Here is an 18,720-nt window from a genome sequence, read left to right as displayed (position 1 = left end):
ATGAGCACCGACCGGCGCCTGCGCCGCCTCGTCGTCGACGGCACCGTCTGGCACTGGACCGTCCGGCAGCAGGTGCGGCCCGCGTACGAGGACTGCCGGCTGTCGCTGTCCTTCTTCACCGAGGGGTACCGCGCCGGGACCGGACGCAGGCTGACCCTGGTGTTCGCGCCGGGCCCGCGGCGGATCGTGTCGAACACGTACTTCGAGGCGGGCACGGTGATGCGCCTCCCGGACCGCGCGGACCTCAACCTGCACGAGCCCGGGACGGCCCGGCGCCTGCTGGACGCCGCCGCTCCGGCCCTGGACCTCCGGCCGTCCGTCCGGGACGTCGAGGTGGACGGCCGGCCGTGCTTCGACGAGGTCGTGGCCGGTCCCGAGGCGGTGGCCTAGAGGAGCCCCGCCTCCGTCAGCAGGTACGCCGTCATCGGGTCGTAGTGGCGGGGGCTCGTCACATGGTCGTCCAGGGGGACGGTCACCTGGACGGTGCCCTCGGCCTCGGCGAGGAACAGCGCCGGGTCGTTGCAGTCGGCGTACCCGACGGAGTCCACGCCGTACTGGCCGGCGGCGCCCGCCCAGCCGTGGTCGGCGACCACCAGGTCGGGCAGGGGTCTCCCCTCCCGCTCCAGCGCCGTCAGGATCGCCTTCATCGGCGCGCCCGAGTGGGTGTGCCACAGCGTCGCCCCGTGCTCCAGCACCGCCACGTCGGCGAACTGCATCACGTAGCCCTCCTCCGTGGTCAGCCCGTCCGGGATGACCACGATGTCGCAGCCCGCGTCCCGCAGCGCGGCGGCCGTCGCCCGGTGCACGTCCAGCAGGCCGCCCGGGTGACCGGTCGCCAGCAGCACCCGCTGCCGGCCCTCCGCCGCCTTGCGCAGCCGCCCGGCCATGCGCTCCAGACCGTCGACCGTCAGCTCGGGGTCGATGGTGTCCTGCCCGTACCGGTGCTCCGGGTCGTCGTTCACGCCGACCCGCTCGGCCATCACCGCGAGCACGTCCTGCTCGTCGGTCCAGCGCTCGCCGAGCTCCAGGCCGAGCCAGTAGTGCCGGTCGCCGTTCGCCAGCTTCCGGTAGTGGGAGAGGTTGTTCTCGCGGGGCGTGGCGACCTCGCCCGCGATGCGGGCGGCGACCAGGTGTTCGACGAGTTCGGCGCGGTTGGGGGTCCCGGGTATCGGCATGCACCCATTGTGAGGCAGGGAACAGGGGGCGTCCCTGGCGTATCGCGCGCTGGGACGTGCGTCACGTACTCATACGAATGCGTACGGCTACTCAGCCGCGACCCTCACCACGTACTTGCCCCGGACGCCGCCCGACTCCAGCGCCCGGTGGGCCGCCGCCGTCTCCTCCAGCGGGAAGACCCTGTCCACCACGGGGCGCAGCGCGCCCTCGGCGACGTACCGGGCCAGCACGTCGAGATCGGCCCGCCGGGGGTCGCCGCTGAAGAAGCGGACCCGGCCGCGTCCGTGCAGCGCGCTGCCCGCGATGTAGCCGAGCGACGTGACGGGCCGGCTCAGGTCGAAGGCGATGGTCACCATGCGCCCGCCGGGGTTCAGCAGGCCCCGCAGAGCGCGGAGTTCGGTCCCCACCGTGTCCAGGACGACGTCGAAGCGGCCCAGGTCCGCCGGCCGTACGCTCCGGTGGTCGACGGCCTCGTGCGCGCCGAGCTCGCGGACGAGGTCCAGGTTGGCGGCGCGGGCGAGGCCCGTGACCTTCGCGCCGTACGCCCGTCCGAGCTGGACGGCGGCGTTGCCGACGCCGCCCGCCGCACCCCGCACGAGGAGCCGCTCGCCGGGGCGCAGCCCGGCCTTGTCGCGCAGCGCGGTGACGGCCGTGATGGCCACCGGGAGAGCGGCGGCGTCCACCGGGTCGAGGCCGTCGGGGAGCGGGCCGACGCGCTCCTCGGGCACGGTCACGTACTCGGCGGCGCTGCCGAACCCGGAGGTCCGGCCCAGGACGCCCCACACGCGGTCGCCGGGCGCGAACCGGGTGACCCCGGCCCCGTGCGCGGCGACCTCGCCGGTGAAGTCCAGGCCCACGCGCTTGGGGAAGCGGCGGCCGAGCAGCAGGCGGAGCCGCCCGGAGCGGGCGGACAGCTCGCCGCCGTTCACGCTGAACGCGCTCACCTTCACCAGGACCTCGCCGGGGCCGGGCACGGGCCGGGGCACGCGGCCCACGTACAGCACGTCGGGGCCGCCGTAGCGGTCGTACAGCACTGCCTTCATCGAGCGGTCGTCCATCGCCGTCGCCTTCGCGTCGTGTCCCACGGGGGGTACGTCGGGGGGGTTGCGGGACCGACCGTAGGCTGGCAAGCGGACGAGATCGTCCGGTTACGGCGGAAGCGAGAGACAGTGGCGACGGAATCCTCTCGGAACACGACGGCCCGGGACACCACCGTGCGGGCGGACGCCCGGCGCAACCGGGAGCGCCTCCTCGCCGCGGCCCGCGCGGTCTTCGCCGAGCACGGGATCGACGCCCCGATGGCGACCGTGGCCCGGCGGGCCGGGGTCGGCGTGGCGACCCTGTACCGGCACTTCCCGACCCGGGAGGCGCTGGTGCGGGGCGCGTTCGCGCGGCAGATGGAGACCTGCGGCCGGGCCCTTGGTGACGCCCTGGCCGCCGACGACCCGTGGACGGGCCTGACGCACCTGGTCGAGACGGTCTGCGCCCTCCAGCGGGAGGAACGCGGATTCCCGGCCGCGTTCCTCGACGCCTTCCCGGAGACGACGGCCGCGCACGCGCGCTCCCGCGAGCAGGCGGAACGGGACGTCACCGCGCTGGTGCGCAGGGCGCAGGCGTCGGGCGCGCTCCGGCCCGACTTCCACCCGTCCGACCTCGTCGTGGCCCTGGTGGCCCACTGCGGTCTGGTGGCGGCCCTCCCGGACGACGCGAGGGCGTCCCGCCGGCTGGTGGCGTACCTGCTCCAGTCGTTCCGGGCCGCCCCGTCCGCCGGGCCGCTGCCCCCGCCGTCGGGACTGACCCTGCGCGGCCTGCCCCTGCCACCACCGGAGGGCGGGGCATCCCGGACGCCCCGCCGGTCCTGACACGCCCGGGCCGCTCACGCGGGCCGGGCCGACGGTCACGTCCGCCGCAGCGCGAACCACAGCTCCATCCGGACGTCCGGGTCGTCCAGGTCCGCCTCCAGCAGCGCCCCGCACCGGGCGATCCGCTGCCGCACCGTGTTGCGGTGGACGTCCAGGGCGACGGCCGTGCGGTCCCAGCTGCCGTGCAGGGAGAGCCAGGTGCGCAGGGTGTCGACCAGGGCCGGGGACCGCTCCACGGGGGCGAGCAGGGCGCGGGCGTGGGCGTCGGCGTCGTGCGGCGGGACCAGGTCGGCGAGGGCCGGGCGGTCGCCGTGGCGCAGCACCGGCGTGCGGGTGGCGCGGGCGCGGGCCAAGGCGCGGGCGGCCTGGGTGTCGGCGGCCGGCCAGTCCGGCGGGGCCGCCGCCGCGCTCACCCCCAGCGTCCAGCCCGGCACCCGGTCCACCGTCCGCCCGCCCGGCACCAGCACCCGCACCACCCCGCCCGTCACGTCCACCAGCGCCGAGCCGAGCGCGGCGCCCAGCGCGGACGCGGCCACCGGGTCCGGCGCCGCCCGCCCGTCCGGCCTGCCGTGCACCACCCGCCACCGGTCCCCGCCGAGCAGCGGCGCCACCTCCGCGGGCGCCGCGCCCAGCAGCAGCCGTACCAGCGCCGAGGAGCGGCCGGCGCCGGAGCCGCTGTGCCGTTCGCCGGTGAGCAGGGAGAGCAGCACGGCCGCCACGGACGCGATGGTGTGGTCGCCCGCGTCCCGCTGCGGGGCGGCCGTCCCGAGCACGAACCCCTCGCCGTTGCCCAGCGCGTGCGCGACCAGCCGCACCCCGCCCACCGTGTCGGACGCGGAGGAGGGACGGGCGTCCGAGGAGTCCCGCGTCGACGGCCGTACGACCTCCGCGAGTTTCGCCAGCGCCGCCCGCGTCCCCTCGCCCGGATCGGCCCCCGCGCCCGCGATCTCCGTGCCCTCGGGCCCGTACAGCACCGCGCGTCCGCCCAGGCGGCGGGCCAGCTGCTGGAGGACGGAGGGGACCGGGTCGGGGCGGGCGGCGGCGGTGGCCAGGCTCTGCTGGGCCTCCGTGACCCGCCGCAGTTCTGCCGTGCGGGCCTGCGCCATCAGCTGCCACAGCGCCCGCGCCACCGCCGAGAACGTGGTCCGCGGCGGCACCTCGAGCAGCGGCAGCCCGTGCATCTCGCACGCCTCCACCAGCGCCCCGGGCACGGTGTCGTGCACGGGCGCCACCCCGAAGCCGAGCGCCACGCCGCCCGCCGCGACGATCCGCGACACGTACGCGTCGAAGTAGCCCGCGCCGGCGCCGTCCGGGATGTGCACGCCCGCCGACAGCAGCAGTTCGCCGCCCAGCAGGTACGGGTAGGGGTCGGCCATCTCCGAGGTGTGCGCCCAGTGCACGACGGCCGCCGGGTCCGCGGGGCCCGCGATGCGGCGCAGGCCCAGGTCCGCGCGGGCCAGCAGCGCGTCCAGGGGGACGGGAGGGGTGGGCGGAACAGTGGGGTCCGGCATGGTGGACGTTTCCTCCATCCCAGGCTGCCGATCTGGATGAAACGTACACTTCGCAGTCGCTTTTCGGCCACCTAAGGTCGGGTCACCGGCACCCCGCGGGTACGGGCGGATGTCCCCGCGCGGCCGCCGGTGAGCGCGACCCGTCTGCACGACACGCCACCGACAGTGCGCGAAGGAGGCCCCGCATGGCCGTCGACTACCTGGTCATCGTCGTCTATCTGGCCGGCATGCTGGCCATGGGCTGGTGGGGCATGCGCCGCGCCAGGTCCAAGAGCGAGTTCCTGGTGGCCGGCCGCCGCCTGGGCCCCGCCATGTACTCGGGCACCATGGCCGCCATCGTCCTCGGCGGCGCCTCCACCATCGGCGGCGTGGGCCTCGGCTACCAGTACGGGCTGTCCGGCGCGTGGATGGTGTTCACCATCGGCCTCGGACTGCTCGCCCTGAGCGTGTTCTTCTCCGCCCGCATCGCCCGCCTGAAGGTCTACACCGTCTCCGAGATGCTCGACCTGCGCTACGGCGGCCGGGCCGGCGTCATCTCCGGCCTCGTCATGTGGGCGTACACCCTGATGCTCGCGGTGACCTCGACCATCGCCTACGCGACGATCTTCGACGTCCTGTTCGACATGAACCGCACCCTCGCGATCGTCCTCGGCGGCTCGATCGTCGTCGCGTACTCCACGCTCGGCGGCATGTGGTCCATCACGCTGACCGACATGGTGCAGTTCGTCGTCAAGACGATCGGCGTGCTCCTGCTCCTGCTGCCGATCGCGGTCGTCAAGGCGGGCGGGTTCGCCGAGATGAAGGCGCAGCTGCCCACCGAGTACTTCGACCCGCTGGGCATCGGCGGCGAGACCATCTTCACCTACGTGCTGATCTACACCTTCGGCATGCTCATCGGGCAGGACATCTGGCAGCGTGTGTTCACCGCCCGCGGCGACCGCACGGCCCGCTGGGGCGGCACCGTCGCCGGCACCTACTGCCTCGCCTACGCCGTCGCCGGCGCGGTCATCGGCACCGCGGCCAAGGTGCTCTACCCGAAGCTCGCCAGCCCCGACGACGCGTTCGCCACCATCGTCAAGGACGAGCTGCCGATCGGCGTGCGCGGCCTCGTGCTGGCCGCCGCCCTCGCCGCCGTGATGTCGACCTCCTCCGGCGCGCTGATCGCCTGCGCCACCGTCGCCAACAACGACATCTGGTCCCGGCTGCGCGGCGTCGTCCGCCCGGACGGCGACCGGCAGCACGACGAGGTCAAGGGCAACCGCGCCTTCATCCTGCTGATGGGCCTCGCCGTGATCGCCACCGCCATCGCCCTCAACGACGTCGTCCAGGCGCTGACCGTCGCGTACAACCTGCTGGTCGGCGGGCTGCTCGTGCCGATTCTGGGCGGGCTGCTGTGGAAGCGGGGCACCGCGCAGGGCGCCCTCGCCTCCGTCGCCGTCGGCGGCCTCGCCGTGATCGGCCTGATGGCCACGTACGGCATCCTCGCCAACGAGCCCGTCTACTACGGCCTCCTCGCCTCCCTCGCGGCCTACGTCGTCGTCTCCCTCACCACCCGCCCGACCGACGCGGCCGTCCTCGCCGCCTGGCGCGAGCGCCTCGCCGGACGCGGCGCCGAGCCGGAGAACGCGTCCGAAACCGTGTCCGAACAGGTCCCGGCCGCCCAGTAGCATCGTGGGCAGTCAGCACATACGCGACGAAGCGTAGGAAAGAGAGCAGTCCTCCATGAGCAGCAACGAGACGCCCCGCGGCCCCGTCGACTCGTCCCGCGTGCCGCGCTACGCCGGCCCCGCGACCTTCGCCCGGCTGCCCCGCCTCGACGAGGTCGGCCGCGCCGACGTCGCCGTCGTGGGCGTGCCGTTCGACTCCGGCGTCTCCTACCGGCCGGGCGCCCGCTTCGGCGGCAACGCCATCCGCGAGGCGTCCCGGCTGCTGCGCCCGTACAACCCGGCGCAGGACGCCTCCCCGTTCGCCCTCGCGCAGGTCGCGGACGGCGGCGACATCGCCGTCAACCCGTTCAACATCAACGAGGCCGTCGACACCATAGAGGCCGCCGCCGACGACCTCCTCGGCACCGGCGCCCGCCTGATGACCCTCGGCGGCGACCACACCATCGCGCTGCCGCTGCTCAGGAGCGTCGCCAAGAAGCACGGCCCGGTCGCGCTGCTCCACTTCGACGCGCACCTCGACACCTGGGACACGTACTTCGGCGCCGAGTACACCCACGGCACGCCGTTCCGCCGGGCCGTCGAGGAGGGCATCCTCGACACCTCCGCCCTCTCCCACGTCGGCACCCGCGGCCCCCTCTACGGCAAGCAGGACCTCACCGACGACGAGAAGATGGGCTTCGGCATCGTCACCTCCGCCGACGTCTACCGCCGCGGCGCCGACGAGGTCGCCGACCAGCTCCGGCAGCGCATCGGCGACCGCCCGCTGTACATCTCCATCGACATCGACTGCCTCGACCCCGCCCACGCCCCCGGCACCGGCACGCCCGAGGCGGGCGGCATGACCTCCCGCGAGCTGCTGGAGATCCTGCGCGGCCTCGCCTCCTGCAACCTGGTCTCGGCCGACGTCGTCGAGGTGGCGCCCGCGTACGACCACGCCGAGATCACCTCGGTCGCCGCGTCCCACACGGCGTACGAACTGACCACGATCATGTCCCGCCAGATCGCGGAGGCCCGCGCCAAGTGACGCACGACCACGACCTGGAACTCCGCCCGACCGCCGCACAGACGGAGGCGGCCCTCAACCCCCCGCCCGGCCGCAACGGCGGAGACCTGGTCGTGGAGACCCTGGCCGGGCTCGGCGCGACCACCGTCTTCGGCCTGCCCGGCCAGCACGCCCTCGGCATGTTCGACGCCCTGCGCCGCTCCCACCTGCGCTACATCGGACTGCGCGTGGAGAACAACGCGGGCTTCGCGGCGGACGCGTACGGCCGCATCACCGGCGAGGCGGCCCCGCTGCTGCTGTCCACCGGCCCCGGCGCCCTCACCTCGCTGGCCGCGCTCCAGGAGGCGGCGGCCGCGTCGGCGCCGGTGCTGGCGATCAGCAGCCAGGTGCCCACCGCCGGGCTCGGCGGCGGACGCCACGGCTATCTGCACGAACTCCCCGACCAGTCCGCCTCGTTCCGGGGCGTGGTCAAGTCCGTGCACACGGTCCGCACGGCCTCCCAGATCCCCTCGGCGATCGCCGCGGCCTGGAAGTCGGCGCTCACCGTCCCGCACGGGCCCGTGTGGGTGGAGATCCCGCAGGACGTGCTGCTCGCCGAGACGGTCCTGCCGGTGGTGACGGCGATGGACGCCACCCCGGACGAGCTGCCCCCGCGCCCCGAACTCACCGCGCTGGCCGCGCACCTGCTGGCCCACGCCGAGCGCCCGGCGATCATCGCGGGCGGGGGAGTCGTCCGCTCGGACGCCTCCAAGAAGCTGCGGCAGCTCGCCGAGCGCGTCCAGGCGCCCGTGGTCACCACCCCCGGCGGCAAGGGCGCCTTCCCCTGGACCCACCCGCTGTCCCTCCAGTCCTGGATCGAGGACCGGCACACCACCGACTTCCTGGAGGACGCCGACGTCCTGCTCGTCGTCGGCTCCGGACTCGGCGAACTCTCCTCCAACTACCACACGTTCAGGCCGCGCGGCCGGGTGATCCAGATCGAGGCCGACCTCGGCAAACTGGAGTCCAACCACCCCGGCATCGGCATCCACGCGGACGCCCGCCTCGCCCTCCAGGCACTCCTGGAGACGGTCGAGCCCCGCGAGGACGCCACCGCCCCGGCGCGGGTGCGGGAGCTGCTGGACCGGGTGCGGGCCCGCATCGACGGGCAGGACCTCGCCCTGGAGCAGCAGGTGCTGACGGCCGTGCGGCGCGCCCTCCCGACCGGCTCGCCGTCCTTCTGGGACATGACGATCCTCGCCTACTGGGCGTGGTCCGCGTTCGACGCGATGGGCCCCAACCACCTGCACTCGGCGCAGGGCGCCGGCGGCCTCGGCTACGGCTTCCCGGCGGCCCTCGGCGCGGCGGTCGCCGACCCCACCCGCCCGGTCCTCGCGGTCTCCGGCGACGGCGGCGCGCTGTACTCGATCGCCGAGCTGGCCACGGCCCGCCAGTACGACCTGGACGTCACCTGGCTGATCGTCGACGACGGCGGCTACGGCATCCTGCGCGAGTACATGACGGACGCCTTCGGCGAGCCCACGGCGACCGAGCTGACCCGCCCGGACTACGTGGCCCTGGCCGAGTCCTTCGGCGTCCCGGGCGTCCGCACCACCCCGGAGACCCTGGAGGAGGACCTCGCCAAGTCCCTCTCCACCCCGGGCCCGTCGGTGGTCGTCCTCCCGGCGCTGCTGAGGATGTTCGCGCCTACGCACCTTGACTGAGGCGTGGCCTCAGGGCGGGCGCACGCGCGCGTGGACGATGTCGATCACACGATCGGCTGCGGAAGCGACAGGTTCCGTGAGGTCGCAGGCGTCCCGGCCGGGACCATGACCCCGGCCGGGTCATAGGGGCTTTCCGTGGTGAGCAGCGGCGGGTGGATGACGCGTTGCCGGCACGGGGCGCAGTACATACGACGGCAGACCCGCGCGGGGGAGGCGTGGGCGGAACGAATCGCGGTGGGGAGCGGTCAGGCGGAGAGGCTTCCGTCCTTGACCGCGGTGACGAACGGCGTCCAGCCGGCCGGCCGGAAGACCAGTGCGGGCCCCTCGGGGATTTTGGAGTCGCGGACAGGGACACCTATGGGGTGGTCGTCCAGGACCTCCAGGCAACTGCCGCCCTGGTCGTTGCTGTGGGAGGACTTCCGCCAGCCCATCAGTGCCCCTGCGTTCGGTATCGCTCGGTCAGCCATGATGTACGTAGTCCCTTGCTGTTGCCCTGAGCAGAGCCAGTGATTCCTTGAGCGGCAGCGCGTTGCCCAGTGCGGAATCGTAGCGATGCTGCAGCTCCTGAACGACTGATGGGCTGTCGTGGATCTTCCCCATGTACAAGCCCTCCCCGTAGGCCACGGGCGGCTGATCCTCGAACCACATCAGCGTGAGCATGTTGCTCAGCAGGGGATGCATGCCCAGCGTGAACGGCAGGAGGTGAAGCTGGATCCGCTCGGCCTCGGCGAGTGCGATGAGGTGGTTGATCTGTTCCGCCATGACGTCAGGGCCGCCGATCCGGCGTCGTAGCACCGCTTCATCCAGAAGCGCCCACACTACGGGTGTCACTGGATCGGCAAGGATGTTCGCGCGTTCCAGGCGTGTGACAAGGCGTCTGTCACGTTCCTGTTCACTCACCGGAGGGAACGACGTACTCAGAACTGCACGTGCGTACCTTTCCGTCTGGAGGATGCCGGGGACGAACGACAGGGCGAACTCCCGGATCATCGTCGCCTGCTGTTCGAGCTGGAGGGCCGCCTCGAAGTACCCCGCGACAGCGGTGTCGTCGTCCGGCAGGAAGCTGCTGAGCACATCGCCCGTGTTCAGAGCCCTGTCGAGGCGTCGCGCGTCCTCCTTGGACGGGGTGCGCCGGCCTGCCTCGATGTGCGCGATGTGCGAACGCGTCATGACGGCGGCTGTCGCCAGCTCCTGCTGTGTCAGCCCCGCCGCCTCTCGCTGCGCCTTCAACCACTCCCCATAGATGTTGCTCATCGTCAACTCCCGTGTGACAGATGCTTCGTCACATCCGACCCTCTGGCGAGCCTAGCCCGACCCGTCTCACTCTGTGAGTGGATCGCTACACAGCGATGTCCATGCACCTCGACCTGCCCTCGGGCACGGAAGACCCCCGCGACCGCTACCGACGGCCCGGGGGCATGGCCCTCAACCGCAACGGATTTGAAGACGTGTTGCACCGTATCGCCTGTCTCCTGGAGCCGCTGCTGCGGCTCCTGTGGCCCGCCTCCGGGCGCCACCGGCACGGGAACCGGCATCGCGCCGGGGGAGCGGCGCCCGCCCCCGGGCCGGCCGCCCCCGTCACACCCGGCCGTCGCCCCTCCCCGCATGAGGCCCTCCTCCGCGGCGAGGACTCCCGGCTCGTCCGCCCCTACCTCCTCGCCCACGAACGACGCGCGCAGGCCAGGCAGCAGCGCGCCCGGCGTCGGACCCTCTGGCTCGCCGTGCACGGCATCGACGTAGGGCCACGGCGTATCCACGGTGTCGACGTCGGCTCCCGCCGACTGCCGGGCAACGAGGTGACGGCCGCGTGATCTACGAGAGCCGAGACGTCAACGCCACCACGGCCACCCGGCCCCGCCTCCTCCCGTGGTCCAACCTCGACGGCAACCCCTGCTACCTAGTCACCGACGACACCGGGACCGGCCGTATCTCCCGCCTCGCCGACGAGATCGAAGCCGTCCAGCTCGGCATGGCGGACGACCTTCTCGGTCACGCCGTCGATCTCCTGGGCGACGCCAGGGCCACCGCGCCCCAGCTCCGTTACCTCGCCGCCTGCCTGGCCGAGGCGCTCCACGACGTCCACCGCATCGCCCGCAGCCGGGGAGCGCGTCTCCACGTGCCCGACGGTGACGAGGAAGACGTCGACGCCGTCCCGGGAGGGGGATCCGGCACCTGATCCAGCCGCTCCGACGCCGAGTGTGCGGATGGACCGGTTAGAAACCCCCCGTGCGTCCGCACGACCGGCCTACCAGATCGACTCCACCCACTCCGGATGGTCCACGAACGGGTTCCTGTTGTGCTGGTACGACTCGAAGATGACGTCGTTGCGGCGCTGCTCGAAGGCGTCCGGCGGGTCCTGTTCGTTCCATTCCTTGAGGACGGCGAGCTTGCCGATGTACGGGGCGGAGCCGTTGTTCACGCTGTCGTTGGGCTCCAGGTCGGGCCAGCCGTCGGCGCCCTCGTAGCGGACCGCCATGTAGAAGATCATGCGGGCCACGTCGCCCTTGACCGCGTCGCGCGGCTCGAAGGAGTCGGAGTCGGTGAGGCTGCCGCCGCCGTTCGCGACGGCGCTGCCCCCGTTGTCGAAGTCCTTGTTGCCGCGGACGCTGTTGACCTGGACGTCGGTCGGGCGCAGATGGTGGATGTCGGTGCCGGGGCCGGTGGAGGTGCCGAAGTCGCCGTGCGACTTGGCCCAGACGTGCTCGCGGTTCCAGTCGCCGGTGTCACCGCCGTTCGCGCTCTTGCTGCGGGAGACGCCGGAGTACAGCAGGATCACGTTCCCGCTGTTCGACGGGTCCTCGTCGGTGTCCTTGAGGGCGTCCCAGACGGCCGAGTACGACAGCTTCGTCTGGTCGCTGACGATCGAGTTCAGGGCGGATTTGAGGGCGTCGCCGGTCTTGCCCTCGGCGCCGTCGTAGTAGCCGTCGGGGGCGGCGTAGGCGGCCACCGCGGCCGTCCGGGCGTCGGCGGGCGTGGGGGCGGTGGCGCCGGCCGAGCCGGGGGCCAGGGCGGGGACGGCGAGTCCGGCGAGGACGGCGGCGCTCGCCAGCGCCACCGCCTTCCGGCGGCGTATGCGCACAGCAGGCATGTGGGGTGTCCGATCTACGCGGGTTGCACAAGGGAGATACCCGAGAGACTGGCATGCACATGCAGTCAGGCGCGTGGAGGGAACGTGCCGATTGCGTGACGACCGCACGACCGTGCGGGGTCGCGGCGCCCCGGTGGAATTGTTGCGGAGGGATGAAATCCGCTTCCGTCGGCGTTGGTGCCTTCCGGAAGATCAGGACGATCGGAGGACACCGCGTGACAGCGCAACGGGGATGGGCACGACGACTGGCCGCCTACGCGTGGCGGCACCCCAGGGACGTCGTCCTGGCGCTCGGCTCCTCCCTCGCCGGCATGGCCGTCATGGCGCTGGTGCCGCTGATCACCAAGGTGATCATCGACGACGTGATCGGCGACAAGACGCGGGACATGACCACCTGGGCCGGCCTGCTGATCGCCGCCGCCCTCGCCGTCTACGTCCTCACCTACGTCCGCCGCTACTACGGCGGGCGGCTCGCCCTCGACGTGCAGCACGACCTGCGCACCGAGATGTTCGGGTCGATCGCCCGGCTCGACGGCAGACGCCAGGACGAGCTGTCCACCGGACAGGTCGTCGGCCGCGCCACCAGCGACCTCCAGCTCATCCAGGGCCTGCTCTTCATGCTGCCGATGACCATCGGCAACCTGCTGCTGTTCGTGATCTCCCTGGTGATCATGGCGTCGCTGTCCCTGCCGCTCACCGCGATCGCGCTCGCCGTGGCCCCTGCTCTGTGGTGGATCGCCAAGCGCAGCCGCACCCGGCTGCACCCCTCCACCTGGTACGCCCAGGCGCAGGCGGGCGCCGTCGCCGGGGTGGTCGACGGCGCGGTCAGCGGCGTCCGCGTGGTCAAGGGCTTCGGCCAGGAGGACCAGGAGACCGGCAAGCTCCGCGAGGTCGGCCGCCGGCTGTTCGCGGGACGCCTGCGCACCATCAAGCTGAACTCCCGCTACACGCCCGCCCTCCAGTCCGTGCCCGCGCTGGGCCAGGTGGCGATGCTCGCCCTCGGCGGCTGGCTCGCCGTGCGCGGCCACATCACGCTCGGCACCTTCGTCGCCTTCTCCACCTACCTCGCCCAGCTCGTCGGCCCGGTCCGGATGCTCGCCGTCGTCCTCACCGTCGCCCAGCAGGCCCGCGCCGGCACCGAACGCGTCCTCGACCTGATCGACACCGAGCCGACCCTCACCGACGGCACCAAGGACCTGCCCGCCGACGCCCCGGCGACCGTCGAGTTCGACGACGTCGCCTTCGGCTACGACACGGAGCGGCCCGTCCTCGACGGCCTGTCCTTCGAGATCCGCCCCGGCGAGACCCTCGCCGTGGTCGGCGCCTCCGGCTCCGGCAAGTCCACCGTCTCCCTGCTGCTGCCGCGCTTCTACGACGTCACCCGCGGCGCCGTCCTGGTCGGCGGCCACGACGTCCGCGAGCTGACCACCGCCTCCCTGCGCGCCGCCATCGGCCTGGTCCCGGAGGACTCCTTCCTGTTCTCCGACACCGTCCGCAACAACATCGCGTACGGCCGCCCCGACGCCACCGACGAGCAGATCCGGGCCGCCGCCCGCGCCGCCCAGGCCGACCGGTTCATCGACGAGCTGCCCGACGGCTACGACACCACCGTCGGCGAGCACGGCCTGACCCTCTCCGGAGGCCAGCGCCAGCGCATCGCCCTGGCCCGCGCGATCCTCACCGACCCGCGCCTGCTGGTCCTGGACGACGCGACCTCCGCCGTCGACGCCCGCGTCGAGCACGAGATCCACGAGGCGCTGAAGAGCGTCATGCGGGGCCGTACGACCCTGCTGATCGCCCACCGCCGCTCCACCCTCAACCTCGCCGACCGCATCGCCGTCCTCGAGGACGGCCGCCTCGCCGACATCGGCACCCACGACGAACTCCAGCGCCGCTCGCCGCTGTACCGGCGGCTGCTCACCGACCCCGACGAGCTGGGCGCCGTCTCCCCGGGCCACACCCCGCCCGCCGGGCCGCGCGAGGAGGACACCTCCGTCCGCGCCGAGCTGGACGCCGAGTTCGACGCCGAGCGGGGCGTCACCCCCCGGCTGTGGACCGGCGACCGCGAGCCCAGGGACACCGCCCTGGACGGCGCCCCCGCCACCCCGGAGCTGCTCGAGCAGGTCGCCGCGCTGCCCCCGGCCGACGACGTCCCCGACGTCGACGAGGCCCGCGCCGTCCGCCCCGAGGACTCCTACGGCCTGCGCCGTCTGCTGGCCGGCTTCCGCACCCCCCTGCTGATCAGCCTCGGCCTGGTCGCCGTGGACGCCGGCATGGGCCTGCTGCTGCCGATCCTGATCCGGCACGGCATCGACGAGGGCGTCACCCGCACCGCCCAGGGCGCGGTCTGGGCGGCCGCTCTGCTGGGCCTGCTCACCGTGCTCACCCAGTGGGCGGCGCAGACCGGCGAGATCCGGATGACCGGACGCACCGGCGAACGCGTGCTGTACACGCTGCGGCTGAAGATCTTCGCCCAGCTCCAGCGGCTCGGCCTCGACTTCTACGAGCGCGAGCTGACCGGCCGGATCATGACCCGGATGACCACGGACGTCGACGCGCTGTCCACGTTCCTCCAGACCGGCCTGGTCACCGCGTTCGTCTCGGTCGTCACCTTCTTCGGCATCATGGTCGCCCTGCTCGCCCTCGACGTCGGACTCGCCCTCGTCGTCTTCGCCACCCTGCCCCTGCTGATCGTCGCCACGTACTTCTTCCGCCGGGCCAGCGTGAAGGCGTACGAGCTGGCGCGGGAGCGGGTGTCGGTGGTCAACGCCGACCTCCAGGAGTCGGTCGCCGGGCTGCGGATCGTGCAGGCCTTCCGCCGGGAGGGCGACGGGGCGCGGCGGTTCGCCGAGCGCAGCGCCGACTACCGCAGCGCGCGTATCCGCGGCCAGTGGCTGATCTCCGTGTACTTCCCGTTCGTGCAGCTGCTGTCCTCGGTCGCCGCGGCGGCGGTGCTCGTGGTCGGCGGCGGCCGGGTCGACGACGGCACGCTCGCCATCGGCTCGCTGGTCGCGTACCTGCTCTACATCGACCTGTTCTTCGCGCCCGTGCAGCAGCTCTCCCAGGTCTTCGACGGCTACCAGCAGGCGACCGTCTCCCTCGGCCGGATCCAGGAGCTGCTGCGCGAGCCGACCTCCACCCGGCCCCCTGCCAAGCCGCTCCCGGTGACGTCCCTGCGCGGCGAGATCGCCTTCGAGGACGTGCACTTCTCCTACGGCGACGGCGAGGAGGCCCTCACCGGCATCGACCTCACCGTCCCCGCCGGGCAGACCGTCGCGTTCGTCGGCGAGACCGGCGCCGGCAAGTCCACCCTGGTCAAGCTGGTCGCCCGGTTCTACGACCCCACGTCAGGGCGGGTCACCGTCGACGGCACCGACCTGCGCGAGCTGGACCTCACCGCGTACCGGCACCGGCTGGGCGTCGTACCGCAGGAGGCGTACCTGTTCCCCGGCACCGTCCGCGACGCCATCGCCTACGGCCGCCCGGACGCCACCGACGCCGAGGTGGAGGCCGCGGCCCGCGCGGTCGGCGCGCACGAGATGATCGCCACCCTGGACGGCGGCTACCTGCACGAGGTCGCCGAGCGCGGGCGCAACCTGTCGGCCGGCCAGCGCCAGCTGATCGCGCTCGCCCGCGCCGAACTCGTCGACCCCGACGTGCTGCTGCTCGACGAGGCCACCGCCGCCCTCGACCTCGCCACCGAGGCGCAGGTCAACGCGGCCACCGACCGCCTGGCCGGCCGCCGCACCACCCTGGTCGTCGCCCACCGCCTCACCACCGCCGCCCGCGCCGACCGGGTGGTCGTGATGGACCACGGCCGGGTCGCCGAGGACGGCACCCACGAGGAACTGCTGCGCAAGGGCGGCCGGTACGCCGCGCTGTGGCGGACGTTCGTCGGCGAGGACGTACCGGCACCGGCCTGATCCGCCCGTGCGCCACCGGCGCACACCGGCTCGCGCAACCGTGCGGCCTACGCCGTGCGTCCGTACACGCGTACGCCGTCGGTTCCGGCGGGCGCGGTACAGGAGGACGACTGTGCGCAGTGGAGCGATACACCGGCGGCTCGCGCCGGTCCTTGCGGTGCTCACCGCGTCGGGGCTGCTCGCCCTGGCCGCACCGGCCCAGGAGGCCGAGGCGGCGGCGCTGTGCCCCGGACGCAAGGTGCGGACCCTGCCGTTCTCCACCGGTTCGGTGCTCGTCTACAAGCGCGGCGGGTACGTCTGCGCCGTCACCGTCGCCAAGAAGCAGGGCGTGAAACAGAAGATGGCGGTGAGCGTGCGGGCGCGCGGCGGACGGCCCGTGGTCGACGACGGGCGGTTCGCCTACCACGCGGGCCCGGTGACCGTGCACGCCGGACGCCGCTGCGTGTGGGTCACCGGCCGGGTCGCGGCGGACTCCGTCAGCTCCGGCTGGATCCTGTGCTGACACCCCTGAGCGTCCCTCGCGCACAGGGTTTTCCCTATGTCCCCTGGTGCGGTGACGAGTTGGTCGAGTAGCTTCCGGCGCACATCTGTCTCACAGGGGAGTGCGCATGCGCAAGGCGCTCAGATGGCTGCTGGCGCTCACGGTGCTCATAGGCACACTGGGCACGGCCGGGGCGGCCACCGCCGCCGAGCCGGACGCCACCGGCACCACTGACATCAAGGAGAGGCTGCTCGCGATCCCGGGCATGAGCCTCATCGAGGAGAAGCCGTACACCGGGTACCGCTTCTTCGTCCTGAACTACACGCAGCCGGTGGACCACCGCAGGCCCTCCAAGGGCACGTTCCAGCAGCGGATCACCGTGCTGCACAAGGACACCGCGCGGCCCACCGTCTTCTACACCGGCGGCTACAGCGTCTCCACGACGCCCCGGCGCGCCGAGCCGACCCAGATCGTGGACGGCAACCAGGTCTCCATGGAGTACCGCTTCTTCACCCCGTCCCGGCCCGAGCCGGCCGACTGGAGCAAGCTGGACATCTGGCAGGCCGCCAGCGACCAGCACCGCATCTTCACCGCGCTGAAGAAGATCTACGGCGAGAACTGGCTCTCCACGGGCGGCTCCAAGGGCGGCATGACCGCCACCTACTACGAGCGCTTCTACCCGCGGGACATGGACGGCGTCGTCGCCTACGTCGCCCCCAACGACGTGGTGAACAAGGAGGACTCGGCCTACGACCGCTTCTTCCGCACCGTCGGCACCAAGGAGTGCCGCGACCGGCTCAACGGCGTGCAGCGCGAGGCGCTGGTGCGCCGGGCCCCGCTGGAGAAGAAGTACGCCGCCTACGCCGCCGAGAACGGCTACACGTTCGACACCATCGGCAGCCTGGACCGCGCCTACGAGGCGGTCGTCCTCGACTACGTGTGGGGCTTCTGGCAGTACAGCACCCTCGCCGACTGCCAGGACATCCCGGCGGACGCCAGGAACGCCACCGACGACGAGATCTGGACCTCGGTCGACACGATCTCGGGCTTCTCGTTCTACACGGACCAGGGCCTGGCCCCGTACACGCCGTACTACTACCAGGCCGGCACCCAGATGGGCGCGCCGACCATCCACTTCCCGCACATCGAGAAGAAGTACGTCCGCTACGGCTACCAGCCGCCGCGCAACTTCGTGCCGCGCTCCATCGACATGAAGTTCCAGCCGTACGTCATGCGGGACGTCGACACCTGGGTCCGCCACAACGCCCGGCACATGCTGTTCGTGTACGGCGAGAACGACCCGTGGGGCGCCGAGCCGTTCCGCCTCGGCAAGGGCGCGCGCGACTCCTACGTGTTCACCGCGCCCGGCATGAACCACGGCGCGAACGTGGCCGGCCTGGTCGAGAAGGAGAAGGCGCTGGCCACGGCCCGCATCCTGGAGTGGGCGGGCGTCGCCCCGACCGCCGTCCAGGCGAACCCGGCGGCGGCCAAGCCGCTGGCGACGTTCGACGCCAAGCTCGACAAGCGGGACGCCGAACTCCGGCACGCGCTGCGTCCGTGAGGCGGGGGCGGGGTCACACCGGGACGGCGCAGCCGACCGGCGCGGCCCCGCCCAGCCGGACGTAGAGGGCCGTGGACGCCGGGCAGTCGGACCGGGCATCCACGGCCTTCGTCACCTCGAACTCCGGTTCCTCGGGCCCGCTTCCGTCGCAGGCGGTCTCCCGCACCCGGCCGCCGTCGAGGGCGTACACGCAGTCGCCGACGACGGTGCGCTGTCCGCCCCCGCCGCCCGGGTCGCCCGGGTGCGGCGGCTGAAGGTTGCGCATGCAGGCGTAGCCCTGCGGCACCATCCCGTCACCGTCCTCGTCGGCGGCCGGCCGCTGCTCGCTGATGTGCAGCACGAAGTCGGTGGCCGGCGGGCAGGGCGGGCCGTCGGACACGGTGCCGTCATGGCGGGCCGTCACCCGGGCCGCCGCGCGCTCGCCCGCGCAGGACACCTCGGTGAAGCTGGTGCGCCCGAAGGAACTGCACTCGCCGACGTCGAGGAACACCGCCCCGTACCCGGTCGGCCGCACGGGCGACGCCACGGCCGCCGTCCCGCCCGCCGCGTCCGGCGGAGCGTCCCGGCACCCGGCGAGCAGCACCACCCCCGCAAGGGCCGCCCCCACGGCCCTGGGCCCCCGTCCGCGCACCCGCATCGTCGTCCCCCCGGAAGATCCCCGGCTCCAGCGTGACCGCCCGCCGCCCGGACACGCCAGACAAGTGGGGTCGTTTGCGCATATGGGGTGCGACGGGTCGGCCGGGTG

Annotated in this window: 17 protein-coding genes; 10 read left to right on the top strand and 7 right to left on the bottom strand. The window is 72.9% G+C overall.

The window, feature by feature from the left end:
- A complete protein-coding gene (locus CCN29_RS15395) occupies positions 1-390 on the top strand; it encodes a hypothetical protein (protein ID WP_442538383.1) in 390 nt (129 codons plus the stop codon).
- Here the strand turns inward: CCN29_RS15395 and CCN29_RS15390 are convergent.
- Both CCN29_RS15390 and CCN29_RS15385 read right to left on the bottom strand, forming a co-directional pair.
- Positions 387-1,175: a phosphatase gene (locus CCN29_RS15390; protein ID WP_086682481.1), complete on the bottom strand. Its 789-nt coding sequence runs from the start codon at positions 1,173-1,175 to the stop codon at positions 387-389. The genes CCN29_RS15395 and CCN29_RS15390 overlap by 4 nt on opposite strands.
- Positions 1,176-1,262: 87 nt before the next feature.
- Positions 1,263-2,234: an NAD(P)-dependent alcohol dehydrogenase gene (locus tag CCN29_RS15385; RefSeq protein WP_031017422.1), complete on the bottom strand. Its 972-nt coding sequence runs from the start codon at positions 2,232-2,234 to the stop codon at positions 1,263-1,265.
- Between the two features lie 111 nt (positions 2,235-2,345).
- Between CCN29_RS15385 and CCN29_RS15380 the strand changes: the two genes are divergently transcribed.
- Positions 2,346-3,038: a TetR/AcrR family transcriptional regulator gene (locus CCN29_RS15380; protein WP_031060205.1), complete on the top strand. Its 693-nt coding sequence runs from the start codon at positions 2,346-2,348 to the stop codon at positions 3,036-3,038.
- A 35-nt stretch (positions 3,039-3,073) separates the two neighbouring features.
- Here CCN29_RS15380 and CCN29_RS15375 read toward each other — a convergent pair whose 3' ends face one another.
- On the bottom strand, positions 3,074-4,549 hold the full coding sequence (locus CCN29_RS15375) for a PucR family transcriptional regulator (RefSeq protein WP_031060202.1): 1,476 nt from the start codon (positions 4,547-4,549) through the stop codon (positions 3,074-3,076).
- 185 nt (positions 4,550-4,734) lie between these two features.
- Here CCN29_RS15375 and CCN29_RS15370 point away from each other — a divergent pair, with 185 nt between their 5' ends.
- Genes CCN29_RS15370 through CCN29_RS15360 form a run of 3 tightly spaced genes read left to right on the top strand, consistent with a single transcriptional unit; the run spans position 4,735 to position 8,922 of the window.
- Positions 4,735-6,216 (top strand): sodium:solute symporter family protein, encoded by a 1,482-nt coding sequence (locus tag CCN29_RS15370; RefSeq protein WP_086682478.1) that lies wholly within the window; start codon positions 4,735-4,737, stop codon positions 6,214-6,216.
- Positions 6,217-6,271: 55 nt separating this feature from the next.
- A complete protein-coding gene (gene speB / locus CCN29_RS15365; protein WP_086682475.1) occupies positions 6,272-7,240 on the top strand; it encodes an agmatinase in 969 nt (322 codons plus the stop codon).
- Positions 7,237-8,922 carry a thiamine pyrophosphate-binding protein gene (locus tag CCN29_RS15360; protein WP_086682473.1) on the top strand — a complete coding sequence of 562 codons (1,686 nt, stop codon included), beginning with the start codon at positions 7,237-7,239 and terminating at the stop codon, positions 8,920-8,922. The genes speB and CCN29_RS15360 overlap by 4 nt, the downstream gene beginning before the upstream one ends.
- A 245-nt stretch (positions 8,923-9,167) precedes the next feature.
- On the opposite strand, the gene CCN29_RS15355 is transcribed toward CCN29_RS15360, so the two are convergent.
- The gene (locus tag CCN29_RS15355) at positions 9,168-9,389 is read right to left on the bottom strand and encodes a DUF397 domain-containing protein (RefSeq protein ID WP_031060189.1); all 222 of its coding nucleotides are present in this window, start codon (positions 9,387-9,389) and stop codon (positions 9,168-9,170) included.
- The gene (locus tag CCN29_RS15350; protein ID WP_086682469.1) at positions 9,382-10,176 is read right to left on the bottom strand and encodes a helix-turn-helix domain-containing protein; all 795 of its coding nucleotides are present in this window, start codon (positions 10,174-10,176) and stop codon (positions 9,382-9,384) included. Before CCN29_RS15350 ends, CCN29_RS15355 begins: the two co-directional genes overlap by 8 nt.
- Before the next feature lie 77 nt (positions 10,177-10,253).
- Between CCN29_RS15350 and CCN29_RS15345 the strand changes: the two genes are divergently transcribed.
- Together CCN29_RS15345 and CCN29_RS15340 are read left to right on the top strand one after the other, a co-directional pair.
- The gene (locus CCN29_RS15345) at positions 10,254-10,733 is read left to right on the top strand and encodes a hypothetical protein (RefSeq protein WP_307784437.1); all 480 of its coding nucleotides are present in this window, start codon (positions 10,254-10,256) and stop codon (positions 10,731-10,733) included.
- A complete protein-coding gene (locus CCN29_RS15340) occupies positions 10,730-11,098 on the top strand; it encodes a hypothetical protein (RefSeq protein ID WP_086682463.1) in 369 nt (122 codons plus the stop codon). The genes CCN29_RS15345 and CCN29_RS15340 overlap by 4 nt, the downstream gene beginning before the upstream one ends.
- Before the next feature lie 69 nt (positions 11,099-11,167).
- Here the strand turns inward: CCN29_RS15340 and CCN29_RS15335 are convergent, their stop codons facing one another.
- On the bottom strand, positions 11,168-12,010 hold the full coding sequence (locus tag CCN29_RS15335) for an endonuclease I family protein (RefSeq protein ID WP_086682460.1): 843 nt from the start codon (positions 12,008-12,010) through the stop codon (positions 11,168-11,170).
- 215 nt (positions 12,011-12,225) lie between these two features.
- Between CCN29_RS15335 and CCN29_RS15330 the strand changes: the two genes are divergently transcribed.
- The 3 genes from CCN29_RS15330 to CCN29_RS15320 all read left to right on the top strand — a co-directional run bounded on the left by CCN29_RS15330 (position 12,226) and on the right by CCN29_RS15320 (position 17,975).
- Positions 12,226-15,933 (top strand): ABC transporter ATP-binding protein, encoded by a 3,708-nt coding sequence (locus CCN29_RS15330; protein WP_031017435.1) that lies wholly within the window; start codon positions 12,226-12,228, stop codon positions 15,931-15,933.
- Between the two features lie 112 nt (positions 15,934-16,045).
- On the top strand, positions 16,046-16,435 hold the full coding sequence (locus CCN29_RS15325; protein ID WP_006135319.1) for a hypothetical protein: 390 nt from the start codon (positions 16,046-16,048) through the stop codon (positions 16,433-16,435).
- A gap of 106 nt (positions 16,436-16,541) precedes the next feature.
- Positions 16,542-17,975: a S28 family serine protease gene (locus CCN29_RS15320; RefSeq protein WP_006135318.1), complete on the top strand. Its 1,434-nt coding sequence runs from the start codon at positions 16,542-16,544 to the stop codon at positions 17,973-17,975.
- A 13-nt stretch (positions 17,976-17,988) separates the two neighbouring features.
- Here the strand turns inward: CCN29_RS15320 and CCN29_RS15315 are convergent, their stop codons facing one another.
- The gene (locus CCN29_RS15315; protein WP_006135317.1) at positions 17,989-18,582 is read right to left on the bottom strand and encodes a hypothetical protein; all 594 of its coding nucleotides are present in this window, start codon (positions 18,580-18,582) and stop codon (positions 17,989-17,991) included.
- Positions 18,583-18,720: the final 138 nt, after the last annotated feature.

It is taken from the genome of Streptomyces pseudogriseolus (assembly GCA_002154585.1).
Classification (GTDB): Bacteria; Actinomycetota; Actinomycetes; order Streptomycetales; family Streptomycetaceae; genus Streptomyces; species Streptomyces pseudogriseolus.
The sequence above is the reverse complement of the archived record's forward strand: the minus strand, read 5'-3'. Positions and strand labels throughout refer to the sequence as shown.